This window comes from Hahella chejuensis KCTC 2396, assembly GCF_000012985.1.
Taxonomy (GTDB): domain Bacteria; phylum Pseudomonadota; class Gammaproteobacteria; order Pseudomonadales; family Oleiphilaceae; genus Hahella; species Hahella chejuensis.
This window is the reverse complement of sequence record NC_007645.1, coordinates 245,272-259,616: the sequence shown is the minus strand read 5'-3', so window position 1 is coordinate 259,616 and position 14,345 is coordinate 245,272. Positions and strand designations below refer to the sequence as shown.

The window sequence follows — 14,345 nt, the reverse complement described above, 5'->3', positions numbered from 1 at the left end:
CTCGCTTGCTATCGGCCTGACTGATCATGGATGTCAGGCCGTCATACGCTCCGCCACGCACAGCTCCATAATGCGCCACTGTACTTTCTCGATGTGCTCATAAATTTCCACTATTTCCGTTTCCGCCATGTCTTGCAGATTTAACAAGGACGCGGTCTGGTTCTGAGGAAAGCCAAGCAGGTTAAAGACGCCGCTTTCATGAATCGCGGCTGCAATATATCTGGATAACCGCTGACGATCCCAGCCCTCAAAGTCTTCCTCCAGCTCCAGGTCCTCCGTCGCCTCCTCGCATTCATAGAGAAAATCATCCCAAAACCTGACGCCTTCCTCGCTCATCACAGACTTCATCAACGCCAGCTTCTCCTGTAGCAGGGCTTTGTTGCTGGAGGCGGAGGCCAAATCACAGACGTTAATGGCGTTAATCTCCGCCGCGATTTTTAAGAACAGCGCTTTGTTGTTCATGCATTCCTCAAATTAATTGATCACCATTAAATTTAATTAACGCTTATTCTTCATAAGCTTATGAACTTCCCCCTGAAAACCCGAGTCGAAGTTTTGCGCGCTGAGTAACGCCGTCAGGCTGTCTCCGCCCGCATCATCTTTTTTGAGTAGTAGAGGTAGTCATGATTATCAGAAGGATAGCGGAGTTTGACCAGACGGTGGCCATGTCGGGACTGGCGGGACGATCTCAGGCCGCTTCGGAGGGCGCCTGTCATAACTTCACCATCAACTGGCTGAGCCTGATGTTTCAGGACAATGGCGACATCACCCGCGCCAGGCAGCGGATGGCGAAGTTAGGGGTGCGTTCAGGCGCTGGCAATCCGGTGCTGCAAAAAGCCTTTGGGGATCGCTGGGATGAAGGCGGCAATGCCTACAAGCAGGCGGACAAACTGATGATACAAATACGCGGCCTGAAAGAAGTCGCGCTTCTCAAAGACTACTCTCACTTCAGCCAGCGCTGGCTGGAAAGCACGTTGATGTCACCGCAATACGCCGGTTACATCTATTCTTTCTGGTTTCCGATGAAAGTGGTCGGCGCCGACGGCGCGCATACGATTGGTTTCTTCCGCTCCATATCCGGTCGTCAGGGACAGGTCGTTCCCAATGACGCCACCATCGTCGTATTTGACCCCAACTACGGCGAGTTTCACGTGCCGGAAGCGGAGTTTCATAAGTGGTTCCGCAAATTCAGAACCTACTACGGCGGGACCGTCGCCTCGCATATGGTGAAGTGCGTGGCGCCCAGTTGATTTAATTGTCGACGGTCGGATCGTCGTCTTCCCGATGGCGTCCATCCGACCTCTTGCCGGCCCAGCGCCCGGCGACGAACCGAGTTCCCCCCTGCACCAGCTTCCCTCCCAATTTCAGCGAACCGTATACGACGCCGGCGACGCCCTTGTGGGATTCATCCACTACTCTCGCCACCGGCCACACCAACGGAATTCTGGCCAACACCTCCTGCGGGTCGCGGGCGATGGCCCGGTGCATGGACTCCACCGCGCCCACCGTTTGCAGATAGCCATCCGCCAGTAAATCCACCACACCCGCCGCCAGCCGCCCATCACGCCACATCGCTGCCTCAGGCGCGGCAACCGGCGTCAGTGAAATGGTTTGCCGCAATGGCGGCGATCCGCCTGCCAGCGCATCCTCTTCACACCATTGCTGAATCTGGCGATACACGCGATTGCTATGCGCCAGGGGAATGTGCGGCACGCCTTCGAAGTGAGCGAAGCGGCTGTCCGCTGGCGCAGCGCGGGGGTGCGCGCTGGCTTGCGTGACCAGACTGTCTCCCACCAGTTTGTTGATCAGGCTGCCGTTATTCGGGGATACCGAACCACTGATGAAGCAATGCCTGGCGCCAGGGTAAAAGCCGCGCCCCGGCGCAACAGGCGGCGCTGGGTCCAGTCCCTGCCGAAGATCGCGAATACCTTCGCTGCGACCGTCGATCCAATCCGCCCACTGATTGATGTAATCCCGGGGAAACTCGCGCACGAAGGCGCTGAAGCGATGCCCCATTTGTTCAAAAGGCGACCCCTCATGGGGGCTGCCTATGTAGAAACAGCGTTTGAGCTTCGGCAACCAGGGAGCGTCGGACAGATCCGCTGATTTCTGCGCGCTGCGCATCACCAATCCGCCCATACTGAAACCAATCAGAATGACTTCGTCGATTTCCAGCGGGTAGGCGGCGAACAAACGCGTCATCAGCTGGGAAAAACGCAGCCCGTTCTCCCGCACCGGTAGACCGCTGTTGTACCGCAGAAACAGGGGGGTGTAGCCGAAATCACGTTGCAGTCTCAAGCCATAATTATCCGGCTTGGGCTCCATAACCGCCTCGGCTTGCCTGGGTTTGATGTCCCAGATGCTTTCCAGATTGGTGAGCCCGTGCAGCAAGACGACGATTTTGTTGGAAAGCACCAGCCCGGAGCGTAGCGCCAGCGTCTCATCCAACGGCAGCGGCCGTCGCTGATGATAGAAATCCATCTCAATCGCCAGTGGGTTGCCCCGTCGGGCCAGATAATCGCCGAAGACGCCGTTCAGGGCCGCCTGCCCGAGGCCGCCCCAACGTCGCCAATCCAGAGGTTTTGTCTCGCTGTCCGCCATTGTCCTCTCCCGCCCTTAGGCATTGCGACCGCTACGCGTCGGTCAAAGTCGCTTATCCCTGACTGTCGCCGTCGTTGACGATGAATGCGCAAAATAGTCGCGCACTGCTGCGGCATCGCCGCGAAAACAAATACGCTCCGCACGCTTCTGCAATTGGTAGGCGTACATAGGATCATAATAGTCTTCCAATAAACATCTGATCCAATCCCGGTGATAAGCGGGATCTCCCTGCCGATGCCGCGCCAGCGCCGCCTCCAGCATCTCGCTCAGTTGTTGATAACGCAACCCGCCCAAGCGCGTGCGAATGTTGTACATCGATTGACGCAGATCGTCGGCGAAGCGCTCAAAGCCTTCATCCTCGCCCTGGCGGCGTCGCCACTCGTCTAATTTATGCAGAATATAGTTACGAAAACTGTGTTCCACTCGTTGTTCCAGCGCGACCTCAACCACCACCAGCGGCGCTTGCGCCATGGCCCGCCGCAGACTCTGCGGCAATGCGCAGCGACCGATCAGATGACTTTCGTCCTCCAGCAGGAGCGGCGCGTTTGCGAACCCATGACGCTGCCGCAACAACGCCACCGCCAGAGCGTTTTCAAAGTCGATTTGCGAGGGCTGCCCATCAGCGCGACGGCCAAAGGCGCTGCCGCGATGATGAGCCAGACGCTCCAGATCCACCGCACCCGGAATACGCGCCAGCAAGTCGGTCTTGCCGCCGCCGGTATGTCCCGCCAGCAGAACTAAGCGGGCTTCCTGGCAAATGCTTTCCAGAGACTCGATCAGGAAACGCCGCATGGCCTTGTAACCGCCGAGAACACGGGGATAGGCTACGCCGCTCTCCGCCAGCCACTGCTGACAAATGCTGGAGCGCAGACCACCGCGAAAGCAGTACAAATATCCCTGCGGATGGCGCTGCGCGAACTCACGCCAGCCCTGCACCCGCGACTCTTTCACCGCGCCATGCGCCAACCTGTGTCCCAACTCTATCGCCGCCTGCTGGCCGTGACGTTTGTAGCAGCGTCCTACCTGAGCGCGCTCGTCGTCCGTCATCAACGGCAGATTGACGGCGCCGGGAAATGCGCCTTTGTGGAACTCCACCGGAGCGCGGGTATCGAGCAACGGCGCGCCGGATAAAAACAGATTAAGGTAATCTTCAGTATCCTGTCCGTCTCCAAACGCCTTCATTCACATCACCTCGATGCGCGGGCCATCGCGATAGGCCTGCAAGGTTCCTATCAGCGCAGGGGCGATGCCGGCGTCCTTCAATATGCGCTCCAGCGCGTTTCTGCCTTCTGGGGCGACGGCGATAAGCAGCCCGCCGCTGGTCTGCGGATCGCACAGCAGCAGTCTTTGTTCTTCAGTCATGGCGCCCAGACGCTCGCCATAGCTGTCGAAATTGCGGCGGGCGCCGCCAGGCACGCAACCCAGTCGGATATAGTCCAACACCGGCTCCAGGCGCGGAATCGCCTCGTAGCGTATTTGCGCCTGTAAACCGGCGCCTTCGCACATCTCCAGCAGATGCCCCATCAGCCCAAACCCTGTCACATCGGTCATCGCGCAGACCTCCGCCAGACCCGCCGCCTTGGCGCCGACCTTGTTCAAGGCGCACATCTGCTCCAAGGCCAAGTGGGCGTGTTCCGGCTGTAATTTCTTCTGCTTTTGCGCGGTGGTCAGCACGCCGACGCCCAAGGGCTTGGTGAGGTATAGCAAACAGCCGTCGACAGCCGTGTCGTTGCGCTTAAGGTGCGTATGAGCAGTGGAGCCGGTCACCGCCAGCCCGAATATGGGCTCCGGCGCGTCGATGCTGTGCCCGCCCGCCAGCATGATTCCCGCTTCATGACAGGCGTGACGACCGCCTTCCACTACCCGCTGAGCAACTTCCGCTGACAGGGTATTGACCGGCCAGCCTAGTATGGCCACCGCCATCAAAGGCTCGCCGCCCATGGCGTAAATATCGCTGATGGCGTTGGCGGCGGCGATGCGGCCAAAGTCGAACGGATCATCGACGATGGGCATGAAAAAATCTGTGGTGCTGAGAATAATGCGTCCGTCGCCCAAATCGTAGGCGGCGGCGTCGTCTTTCGACGCGTTGCCCACCAGCAGTCGGGGATCGTTGATGGACGGCAAGTGGGAAAGAAGAATGCGGTCGAGAATTGCGGGAGCAATCTTACAGCCGCAGCCTGCGCCGTGACTGAATTCCGTGAGCTTGATCGATGCGTCTTGCATACGCCCCTCCGTTGACGATGGAAGGACGTATGATAGGTCTTCGCAGGCGCCTTGTCACAGCGCTGAGCGCCGCTATGCCGACTGCGTCGCGACTTCCCTGGAGACGGCTCGAGACAGCAGCGACAACCCCCACCATAGCGGCGCAATGACCAGGGCGGTGGAGAGAAGATCGGCGACGCTGTGATACTCCTGGTATAGCATTAGCAGGCCATATCCGAGCAGGCCGGTTAAAGCGGGTATTCGCAGGTGCGGCGCAGCGGCGATCAGGCTCAGCGTAATGACGACGGCTACCGCGGTATGCGTGCTGTAGTCCATGCCCAACGCGGGCCATATACCCAAAGAGTGATCCAGCCACTGCAACGAATAGACAACCGCCAGTCCGCCAAACAATGTCAGCGCCAATCGACCTGCCGCCGCCCAGCGACGTCGCCACGTTGTGTACGCCAACAGCGCCAGCGTCACAAGGCCAATCAAAGGGTTATAGCTATCGGCGATAGCGTCGAGAATTTCGTACACGGGAAGATCGCTCCTTGAAGAAGGTGGGGTAAAGGCGCAAAGCCGCTAAGTTACCATAGCTGCGCACCGGGAGAGTACGCTTCGAGGCCAGCGGGCGCGAATAGACGTCAAATTTTTCCAGGTTAGTCAAAAGTCTGTATTGATCAATCAGTTACAACGAGCGATGCTGATCACAGTCGATCGCCGTCGCAGTTCTTCCTGAGGACGGCGCCTATTCCAGTTCAAGGAGCAGAACGATGGATTACGGAAATTTTGCAGCACTGGCGGCTCTACTGGCGCTGGCAGGTTGCGACTCCGCCGCAAGTGAGTACTGGCAGGGGTACATTGAAGGCGACTCGATATTCATCGCAGCGCCCTCCGCCGGCGCGCTCACTGAGGTTGCGGTGGAGGAAGGCGATCAAGTCAGCGCCGCAGCCCACCTGTTCAGCATTGACGATGAGCCCCAACGCGCGGCGGAACAACAGGCGGAGGCTCAGTTGCTACGCGCCCGCGCAGAGCTGGCGGACATGGAAAAGGGCAAACGACCGCAGGAACTGGCGGTAATCGAAGCCCAATACGAACAAGCCCAGGCCGCCGCCGAACTCTCTTCCAAACAGCTGTTGCGCACTCGCGACCTGTACACCAACAAACTCGCCAGCCGTTCCAGCCTGGACGAAGCGGAGACGACTCACACACGTAATCTGCGCCAGATCCAGGAAATTGAAGCGCAAATGAGTTCCGCCCGTCTCGCCGCCCGTTCCGATCAGCTCGAAGCAGCCAAAGCGCAGGTGGCGGCGGCGCAAGCCGCCTTGCGGGAAGCGCGCTGGAGCCTGCAGCAGAAACAACAGGCGGCGCCGACGCAGGCGCTGGTGCGGCAGGTGCTATATCGCCCGGGTGAATTTGTACCCGCCGGACAACCCGTGGTGGAACTGCTGCCGCCAGAGCGAATCAATGTGCGCTTCTTTGTACCGGAAACAGCGCTGCACGCCATTAAAACCGGGGATCAGGTCAGCGTTCACTGCGACGGTTGCGGCGCGCCGTTCATGGCCACCGTACGTTATATCAGCCCGAACGCGGAGTTCACGCCGCCTTACATCTACAGCAAGGAGAGTCGGGACAAGTTCGTCTATCTGGTAAAGGCCTGGCCCAACGCTGACAAATCGCCGCAATTGCATCCGGGACAACCCGTGGATGTGACGCCGCCCGGTTTCGAAGCGCATGAATAATCGCGAGGAAGTCATCAAGGTCAAGGACATGTCGAAGTCCTTCGGCGATAAAGTGGCGGTGGATAAGGTCAGCCTCAGCGTATACAAGGGCGATATCTTCGGATTTCTGGGTCCCAACGGCAGCGGCAAAACCACCACCATCCGTCTGCTGTGCGGTCTGCTCACGCCAGACGAAGGGGAAGGTCGCTGTCTTGGACATGACATTATCAAGGAAGCCCGCCATATCAAACGCCAGGTCGGCTACATGACCCAGCGCTTCAGCTTTTATGAAGACCTTAGCGTGCGGGAGAACCTGGAGTTCGTCGCCCGCATGTACCACTTGCAAGAACGCCGAAAAGCAGTGGATGAAGCGCTCGCTAATCAGGGAATGAAAAGTCGCCAGACTCAACTGGCGGGGGAGCTGTCCGGCGGCTGGAAGCAGCGACTGGCGCTGACCGCCTGTATGCTGCACAAGCCCAAACTGTTGCTGCTGGACGAACCCACGTCTGGAGTCGACCCGGAGGCGCGACGGGATTTCTGGGAGGAAATCCATCGTTTGGCCGACGAGGGCGTCACCGTTCTAGTGTCCACGCACTATATGGACGAAGCCGAGCGTTGTAATCGCCTCGCCTATATCGCTTATGGCCACCTGGTGGGGGAAGGGTCGCCCCAGTCTCTGATCGCCGACTCCGGGCTGGCCACCTGGCGCATAGAAAGCGACGACATTCATCAGGTGGCGGAAAAGCTCAGGCGCATCGACGCGGTGGAGCAGGTGGCGCCGTTTGGAACCCGTTTGTTTGTTTCCGGCACGGACGCCCAGCAACTGGAGAAGGATCTGAGCGCCTTCGCGGAGCAGGAAGACGTCAATCCTGAGCGCACCCAGCCGCGCCTGGAAGACGTGTTTATTCAGCTGATGCGCAGCTCGGAGGAAAAAAGATGGTGACGCTCCTTTCTCCCATCCGTCTGTGGGCGGTGGTCGCCAAAGAGTTCATTCAGTTGCGCCGCGACCGGCTGACCTTCGCCATGATCATCGGCATTCCCCTGATTCAGCTCGCGTTGTTCGGTTTCGCCATCAATTCGGACCCCAAAGAGCTGCCCATGGCGGTGCGCAGCGCGGAATCCAGCGCCTATACCCGCAGCATCATCCAGGCGATCGTCAACACCCGCTACTTCAATGTCACCGAAATCACCGACTCCGAGCAAACCGCCAATGAGATCCTGGCCCGCGGCGCGGCGCAGTTTGTCATCAACATTCCCGCCGACTTTACCCGCCGCCTGCTGCGTGGAGAACGGCCAAGCCTGCTGCTGGAAGCGGACGCCACCGATCCCGCCGCCACCTCCAACGCCCTGGCGGCGATCAAACAGATCCCCAACACCGCGCTGGCTCATGACCTCAACGGGCCGCTGGCCTCCTTGCAGAGCAACGGCGCGCCGTTTTCCATTGATATCCACCGTCGCTATAACCCCGAGGGCATCACCCAGTACAACATTGTGCCCGGCCTGATGGGGGTAATTCTGACTATGACGATGATCATGATGACCTCACTCGCCATCACCCGTGAGCACGAACGCGGCACCATGGAAAATCTGCTGGCTATGCCGGTGCAGCCGCTGGAGGTCATGGTCGGTAAAATCACGCCCTATATTCTGATCGGCTACATTCAGGTGCTCGTTATTCTCGCCGCGGCTCTGTGGGTGTTTCATGTGCCGATGCTGGGATCGGCGTTGCTGCTGATGCTCGGCGTGTTGTTGTTTATCCTCGCCAACCTCACCGTCGGCATCACCATCTCCAGCATCGCGCGTAATCAGGCCCAGGCCATGCAGATGTCGTTTTTCTTTTTCATGCCGTCCATCCTGCTGTCCGGCTTTATGTTTCCCTTTCGCGGCATGCCGCAATGGGCTCAGATTATTGGCGAAGCACTGCCGCTGACGCATTTCCTGCGTTTTATCCGTGGATTATTGTTGAAAGGCAACGAATGGACGACCGCCTGGGAGCACTTATGGCCGCTGCTGGCTTTCACCGCGGTGATGATGGCCGTTGGGTTACGCCAATACCGGCGCACCCTGGACTAACTGGCGCACAGGTCCTACGTCAACATACGCCCCGCCCGCAATTGCATTTTCGTCAGGGTGGATTATGATCGTCGGGCTCGCACCAGACCTTCAGCCCAACCAGCGCGTGGAACTCACATGTCCGAAGTCGTTTTAACCAACCTCAATCTGTTCACAGTCTTGTTCGTGATCTTTTTCGCCAGTGCGAGTTTCATGTTCATGCAGATCTTTTTTCATGACGCCAAAATGGGACTGGTGTTCCTCGTTGGCCTGGTGGTCGCCGGCACCGCCTCCGTCATGTTCAAGCCGCTGGCGATTCCCGCCCTGTCACTGGCCCTGATCGCCTTCGTCGCGCTGATTCTTATCAACCTTTACAAGCACTACAAAAAGCCCCAGTTTTACGCTCCCGCACTGGGCATGCTAATCAGCCTGGCGGTCGGCGGCGGAGTGATTCTGGCCTTGCAGCAGTGAGCCGACAGAGATGATTTCCAGCACTATTAATCAGGCAGACAAATAGCTTCCTTCTATTTGTCTGCAACGACAGAGCCTGCACATGTCAGGCTCTGTCTCCCGCGGCTAGCCGCCGCGCAGGCGCATCCATGCGTCTGATTATTAACATGCCAATATCATTGCCACGTTAATATTGTCGTGGTACTTTTTAACGCAGCCGCTGCGACATATTCCCACGCGCGATCCTCTTTCCAAGTCTAAGCTTGCTATGTTCCGGCGCCATGCGCCGAAGCCCGCTCGGCGGCCGGCCACGCCGCCCCAATAAGAAACGGAGACAGCAAGTATGGAACGAGTCAGCGGAACTCACAGCCATTCACGTCAGTGGCTACGCCCCTCACAAAAACTGACGACTTTATTGCAGGCCGGCGCCTTCACGCTCGCAACCGGTTTTGTGGGCGCAGCCTGGGCGGCTTCGCCGTGGACGGCGGTAGGCTCCACCGGCGTTGTCGACGAAGCGGATGCGGCGGAGGTTAACTTCTCCAGCGGCGTCGCCCAGATCAGTGGCGCAGCGCCAGCATCCAGCAGCGTTACTTTACGGTATAACGTCACCGCCATCGCCGACCTCGATAACGGCGGCGTCAACAAACGCCTCAGCGCCCGTTTCCGCGATAACGGAAGCGACGCCAGAGTCGTGCTGTCACTCCGCCAGTACAACTACAACACCGGCGTCACCACTACGCTGTTGACGCTGGACAGCAACACCCGTCCCGCCAACGCGGCCTACCAGACCCACAGCGTCAGCGACGGCTGTTGGACCACCAGCTTCGACTTCATACAAAACGCTTACTACATCGAAGCCATCCTCAGCCGAACCAGCACCGCCGGCAGCCCCGGCCTGGCGATTCTCAGAGTCGAGGATGCGGATCTTTGTTGAGCAATTCAAAATCCCCCAGATGGTAGAAAATAATCTAGGGGATTTTCAAACTACTCATCTGCCAATAAGTTCTTAGCTTCTGACGCTTCTGAAACAAATAACTCAAATAATTTCTTAAGCTCTTTTCTTGTGTGAGGAGGAAAGTCCCTTAGATCGTGAGAAACTAGTACGTGCGCCCGAGAGTTTGCTGCAACTCTAACAAAGACTCTATCATGCTTATTAGAAATCATATTTATAAGGGAGCGATTCTTAGCCATTCCGATATCAGTTTCCACCATGTCAATCCTCCCTGTTTGCGCCATTTGAGTAATAACAGCATAACCAAACTGTCCGTGGACAAGTTTCGTTAAGTACTCATGCCCAATAATGCTATTATTAACTCCCTCCTCGAAATTAAAACCCATATCAACACATATATGCGTCTCACACTCTAAAAGAAGTTGCAAAAATTCTACAGTATCATGAAATCGATTTTCATTAGGGTTGCTGCCATGCATCAACACATTAGTGTCTATAGTTACATCAAATATGCACATCATTTACTCCTAATTTTTGCTTGTGCGCTCGCTAGTGCTAGAGCTTCGCGAAGTGCATCATCAAAAAATCCTTTTGGCCATGATTCCGTATTAATATGCCCATTATTTTCTATATTAACTTGTTTAATAACTGACCTGTCACCATCTCTCTCTAAAAAATAAAGAGCGACATCATCCTTTTTTATATCACCATTTGCGACAAACTTTCGGAGTCGCATTATTAAGTGTTCACTATGAGTTTCCACTAAAACTCTATGACCGTTATTGGCCATATGTACAAATAAGTCGGCTAATGCACACTGGAGCCTTGGATTCAAATGAATCTCCGGCTGCTCTGCCAATGTTAGGCTATCAGGAGGAGCTGCAAGCGCCTGAATAATTAGAGGCAATACTTGAGATGCTCCAAACCCTACATCAGCAACATTTACTCTCTGATCCCCAGAACCAAGAAATAACTGAAAAATGTCATCATTCACATCATCAAAATGTAGAGAGTCACCAAATTCAAAGTGCTTTACCCATCTATCAACGTCATGCTTGAGATTTTCGTAGTTACGCCTGAATAAGTTGGGTGCATTTTCACCTTGAGGCCCAACAGTCTGAGGTGTTTCAGATGCAATTCTGTAATATCTTTCTATTTTCTTTCTCAGTGGACCCACATAACTCAAATTTTGAAATAAGCTTCTTATTTCAGAGAAGGCGTAACCAATAGCTCTTAAATAATGTGAAAACTCTTCTGAAAATCTTTCAACCTCAGACTCCTCACTCTCATCACTAGGTAATTCCAGTGAGTACAATGTAGACGTAGGAGAGAATAGAAAGTTAACCACTTCAGACTTTAAAACTGCAGCCTTTTCTCTATCACTCATTTTAGAATATGAGATATTTCCGCTCAGAGAGTATTTTCCACTTTTATTCAATGATTGAGACAAATATTTCCTCTTAAATATGTCATAAAGCTCGTATTTATTGAGAATTAGTTGATGAGCTTCTCTACCTTTGGAAAAGGTTAATTCAATAGCTCCAGGGGGATAGCTTCCTACCGGCTTATTTGCCTTTCTGTTTTCATGAAGATGGAATCTTAATCCTAAGAATAAATTTCTATTTTCCTCATGATGATGAATAAAGTCCTTATAGTTACCCGCATCAATAAGCCTTCCTCTAGTTACTAAAGGCGTTTCAGTATCGTTAGATTTTATAGTTTGGTTGAGAAGCAAAAGAGGAGCTAATATACTGCTCTTACCACAATTATTTGCACCAATAAGAATTGTGATAGGTTTAATTGTAATCCAGTCTGTATCCTCAAACCTTCTATAATTCTTCCATCTTATTTGGTAATCACTATGCACTAAACTTTTATCATCATCACCAGAAGATTTTTCCTCATGCATAAAACACCCATTTCGTTATAAATATATAAATTTATATTATATAAATGATCGATTCACATATGAATTACTAGTACAAAAAATAGAAAAATCCAGAGATAAAAAAGACACAAAAATCGACACTGAAAATACAAAAAAAGCAAACGCCAAGTAAAATAAGAACATATCAGGATATTTATCTAGTAATTATTTTATACCCTCCACTAAAATTTCTAATTTTTACACCTCAATCTGCGTTCCCAGCACCCGCAGGACTTCGTAGGTGGTGGTGAGTCCGTTGTGGACGCGGGTTTTGGCGTCGGCGACGAGGGTGACCAGACCGTTGGCGACGGCGATTTCGTGAAGTTCTTTACTGGATGCGCCGCCGGCGATGTGGTGGCGCAGTTCTTCTGTGATGGTGAGGACTTCATACAGGCCGATGCGGCCTTTATAGCCGTGGTTGCATTTATGGCAGCCGCGGCCGTGATAGGTTTTCAGGTGGGGATCGTTGAACAGAGGGCCCAGCAGGTATATTTCCTCCTCGTTGGGCGTCACTTCTTCACGACAATGATCGCAGATGCGCCGCACCAGCCGCTGCGCGATGATGCACTCTAACGCCTGGGCCGCGACGAAGGGTTTGATGCCCAGATCCAACAACCGGGCGATGGTGCCGATGGAGGAGTTGGTGTGCAGCGTGGAGAATACCAAGTGTCCGGTCAACGCCGCATGCAACGCGACTTCCGCCGTCTCGAAGTCGCGAATTTCTCCCAGCAGAATGATATCCGGGTCCTGGCGCAAAATGGCGCGCAGAATGGAAGCGAAACTCAGGCCGATTTTCTCTCGTACGGATACCTGCCCGGCCATGTCCAGATAGAACTCCACCGGGTCTTCGATGGTAACGTAATTCTTCTCCGTGGTGGCGTTATGCTGCAACAACGCATAGAGCGACGTGCTTTTGCCGCTGCCGGTAGGGCCTGTCGCGAGAATCATGCCCTGGGGTTTATTGATGGCGGCTTCCATGCGTCGGGAGTTGAGTTCCGACAGCCCCAAATGAGTCAGGTTTTTCACTGAGGAATTACGCTCCAACACCCGCATCACCACTTTCTCCCCGTTCAATGTGGGCAGTGTGGAAATGCGCAGGTCCACCACCCGCATCGGCGTTTTCACCGTGATGCGCCCGTCCTGGGGACGGCGGCGTTCGGTGATGTCCAGCTCAGACATGACCTTGATACGGGAGACCAGAGACATATGCATGCTATGCGGGATGCGGATCTTATCCTCCAGCACGCCGTCAATGCGATAGCGCACGATGACCTGATTGGTGCGGGGATGGATATGGATATCGCTGGCGCCCAGGCGCAAGGCCTCAATGATGATCGCATTGACCAGGCGCACCGCCGGCGGTTGTTCGGTCTGGCTTAACAGATCTTCCAGAGAATCATCGTCGTCATCTTCGATCACCACTTCGATGCCTTCGAAAGGATCGATCCCCGTCACTATGCTTTCCAGCTCTTTGATGGAGGTTTCCTCTTCCTCGAACAGCTCGGCGAGTTTCAACTCCATTGCGCTGACCGTAGCGACTACAGGATCGATCTGCATGCCCGTGGTGAAGCCCAGTTCGTCTATCAGCTCCACGTTAAGCGGGTCCGCCATGGCTAATAACAAACGCTTGCCGCTGACTCTCAGAGGAATGATGAGCTGCTTCTGACACAGGGATTTGGGTATGAGCGACAACGTCACCGGCTCGATTTGAAACTCAGCCAGGGACACTTCTTCAAAGAACATTTCCTTTTTCAGCAACTGCACCAGCTTACGTTCATCAATCCATTGTTTTTCCAGCAACAGTTTGATCACCGTCTCCTTGCGGCTTTGCTGCAGCTTGAAGACTTCCTGAACCTGCTGTTTATTCAAAAGATTGTGCTTATGCAGCATGATCGCCAGCTGGCTGCGGTTTTGTTGCGCCAGCTTGCTGAACGCCTGCAAATCTTTTTGCTGTTTGGCGTTGGTCTTCTCAAGCTCCTTGTTCTTCTGAATGAGATCATACTGCTCCAGCGCCAGGGCCACAGTGACGCGTAAGTCGTCATCATTCCAGGGCTTGAGAATAAAGCGATAGACCGCACCCTCATTGATGGCGGCCATCACTGCGGTAGTATCCGCCTGTCCGGTCAGCATAATTCGAATCGTATCCGGGGATTGCTCTTTTACCTTACGCAACAGATCCGCGCCGGTCATGCCCGGCATCATGTAGTCTGAAACTAATAAATGAACACGGCGCTGGTTGATGATTTCCAGCGCTTCCATCGCATTATTGGCGGTCAGAATGTCATAGCTCTCCTTGCGGAAAACCCGGCTCAACGCACTCAGCACAGCAGGCTCATCGTCCACCAGCAAAACACTGTAGGATACTTTGGGCTTACCTTTGTCCTCATCCTGATCAGAAGCTGAGCTATTGACGAACAGTGATGCGAATTTCGACATAGAT

The 14,345-nt window shown here is 54.6% G+C and carries 14 protein-coding genes; 6 read left to right on the top strand and 8 right to left on the bottom strand.

The genetic code is table 11. From position 1 onward, the window contains the following. Positions 1-33 precede the first annotated feature (33 nt). Positions 34-462, bottom strand: a complete 429-nt coding sequence (locus HCH_RS01110) for a hypothetical protein (protein ID WP_011394235.1) — start codon at positions 460-462, stop codon at positions 34-36. Between the two features lie 161 nt (positions 463-623). Here HCH_RS01110 and HCH_RS01105 point away from each other — a divergent pair, with 161 nt between their 5' ends. Further along, positions 624-1,250, top strand: coding sequence for a YopT-type cysteine protease domain-containing protein (locus HCH_RS01105; RefSeq protein WP_011394234.1), 627 nt, complete (start codon positions 624-626; stop codon positions 1,248-1,250). Position 1,251: 1 nt separating this feature from the next. On the opposite strand, the gene HCH_RS01100 is transcribed toward HCH_RS01105, so the two are convergent. The 4 genes from HCH_RS01100 to HCH_RS01085 form a co-directional block, all read right to left on the bottom strand. Continuing rightward, a complete protein-coding gene (locus tag HCH_RS01100; protein ID WP_011394233.1) occupies positions 1,252-2,601 on the bottom strand; it encodes an esterase/lipase family protein in 1,350 nt (449 codons plus the stop codon). 42 nt (positions 2,602-2,643) lie between these two features. Next, complete coding sequence (mnmH, locus tag HCH_RS01095) at positions 2,644-3,783, bottom strand: tRNA 2-selenouridine(34) synthase MnmH (RefSeq protein ID WP_011394232.1); 1,140 nt, start codon at positions 3,781-3,783, stop codon at positions 2,644-2,646. Further along, positions 3,784-4,824 (bottom strand): selenide, water dikinase SelD, encoded by a 1,041-nt coding sequence (selD, locus tag HCH_RS01090; protein WP_011394231.1) that lies wholly within the window; start codon positions 4,822-4,824, stop codon positions 3,784-3,786. Between the two features lie 72 nt (positions 4,825-4,896). Next, complete coding sequence (locus HCH_RS01085; protein ID WP_011394230.1) at positions 4,897-5,340, bottom strand: hypothetical protein; 444 nt, start codon at positions 5,338-5,340, stop codon at positions 4,897-4,899. A gap of 236 nt (positions 5,341-5,576) precedes the next feature. On the opposite strand from HCH_RS01085, the gene HCH_RS01080 reads away from it, so the two are divergent. From HCH_RS01080 to HCH_RS01060, 5 genes are all read left to right on the top strand, one after another. Continuing rightward, positions 5,577-6,545, top strand: coding sequence for an HlyD family secretion protein (locus HCH_RS01080; protein WP_011394229.1), 969 nt, complete (start codon positions 5,577-5,579; stop codon positions 6,543-6,545). Next, complete coding sequence (locus HCH_RS01075; protein ID WP_011394228.1) at positions 6,538-7,467, top strand: ABC transporter ATP-binding protein; 930 nt, start codon at positions 6,538-6,540, stop codon at positions 7,465-7,467. The genes HCH_RS01080 and HCH_RS01075 overlap by 8 nt, the downstream gene beginning before the upstream one ends. Continuing rightward, complete coding sequence (locus HCH_RS01070) at positions 7,461-8,597, top strand: ABC transporter permease (protein ID WP_011394227.1); 1,137 nt, start codon at positions 7,461-7,463, stop codon at positions 8,595-8,597. Before HCH_RS01075 ends, HCH_RS01070 begins: the two co-directional genes overlap by 7 nt. 117 nt (positions 8,598-8,714) lie before the next feature. Beyond that, positions 8,715-9,047: a hypothetical protein gene (locus tag HCH_RS01065; protein WP_011394226.1), complete on the top strand. Its 333-nt coding sequence runs from the start codon at positions 8,715-8,717 to the stop codon at positions 9,045-9,047. Positions 9,048-9,369: 322 nt separating this feature from the next. Beyond that, positions 9,370-9,960: a hypothetical protein gene (locus HCH_RS01060; protein WP_011394225.1), complete on the top strand. Its 591-nt coding sequence runs from the start codon at positions 9,370-9,372 to the stop codon at positions 9,958-9,960. Between the two features lie 50 nt (positions 9,961-10,010). Here HCH_RS01060 and HCH_RS01055 read toward each other — a convergent pair whose 3' ends face one another. From HCH_RS01055 to HCH_RS01045, 3 genes are all read right to left on the bottom strand, one after another. Continuing rightward, a complete protein-coding gene (locus HCH_RS01055) occupies positions 10,011-10,496 on the bottom strand; it encodes a hypothetical protein (RefSeq protein ID WP_041598341.1) in 486 nt (161 codons plus the stop codon). After that, positions 10,496-11,887 carry a DUF3696 domain-containing protein gene (locus HCH_RS01050; RefSeq protein WP_011394224.1) on the bottom strand — a complete coding sequence of 464 codons (1,392 nt, stop codon included), beginning with the start codon at positions 11,885-11,887 and terminating at the stop codon, positions 10,496-10,498. The genes HCH_RS01055 and HCH_RS01050 overlap by 1 nt, the downstream gene beginning before the upstream one ends. A 216-nt stretch (positions 11,888-12,103) precedes the next feature. Beyond that, on the bottom strand, positions 12,104-14,341 hold the full coding sequence (locus tag HCH_RS01045) for an ATPase, T2SS/T4P/T4SS family (protein WP_011394223.1): 2,238 nt from the start codon (positions 14,339-14,341) through the stop codon (positions 12,104-12,106). Positions 14,342-14,345: the final 4 nt, after the last annotated feature.

Bases quoted from the DNA above. Each gene is read 5' to 3' on its own strand.
- HCH_RS01110 (WP_011394235.1), bottom strand. From the start codon at position 462: ATGAACAACAAAGCGCTGTTCTTAAAAATCGCGGCGGAGATTAACGCC.
- HCH_RS01105 (WP_011394234.1), top strand. From the start codon at position 624: ATGATTATCAGAAGGATAGCGGAGTTTGACCAGACGGTGGCCATGTCG.
- HCH_RS01100 (WP_011394233.1), bottom strand. From the start codon at position 2,601: ATGGCGGACAGCGAGACAAAACCTCTGGATTGGCGACGTTGGGGCGGC.
- mnmH (WP_011394232.1), bottom strand. From the start codon at position 3,783: ATGAAGGCGTTTGGAGACGGACAGGATACTGAAGATTACCTTAATCTG.
- selD (WP_011394231.1), bottom strand. From the start codon at position 4,824: ATGCAAGACGCATCGATCAAGCTCACGGAATTCAGTCACGGCGCAGGC.
- HCH_RS01080 (WP_011394229.1), top strand. From the start codon at position 5,577: ATGGATTACGGAAATTTTGCAGCACTGGCGGCTCTACTGGCGCTGGCA.
- HCH_RS01075 (WP_011394228.1), top strand. From the start codon at position 6,538: ATGAATAATCGCGAGGAAGTCATCAAGGTCAAGGACATGTCGAAGTCC.
- HCH_RS01070 (WP_011394227.1), top strand. From the start codon at position 7,461: ATGGTGACGCTCCTTTCTCCCATCCGTCTGTGGGCGGTGGTCGCCAAA.
- HCH_RS01065 (WP_011394226.1), top strand. From the start codon at position 8,715: ATGTCCGAAGTCGTTTTAACCAACCTCAATCTGTTCACAGTCTTGTTC.
- HCH_RS01060 (WP_011394225.1), top strand. From the start codon at position 9,370: ATGGAACGAGTCAGCGGAACTCACAGCCATTCACGTCAGTGGCTACGC.
- HCH_RS01055 (WP_041598341.1), bottom strand. From the start codon at position 10,496: ATGTGCATATTTGATGTAACTATAGACACTAATGTGTTGATGCATGGC.
- HCH_RS01050 (WP_011394224.1), bottom strand. From the start codon at position 11,887: ATGCATGAGGAAAAATCTTCTGGTGATGATGATAAAAGTTTAGTGCAT.
- HCH_RS01045 (WP_011394223.1), bottom strand. From the start codon at position 14,341: ATGTCGAAATTCGCATCACTGTTCGTCAATAGCTCAGCTTCTGATCAG.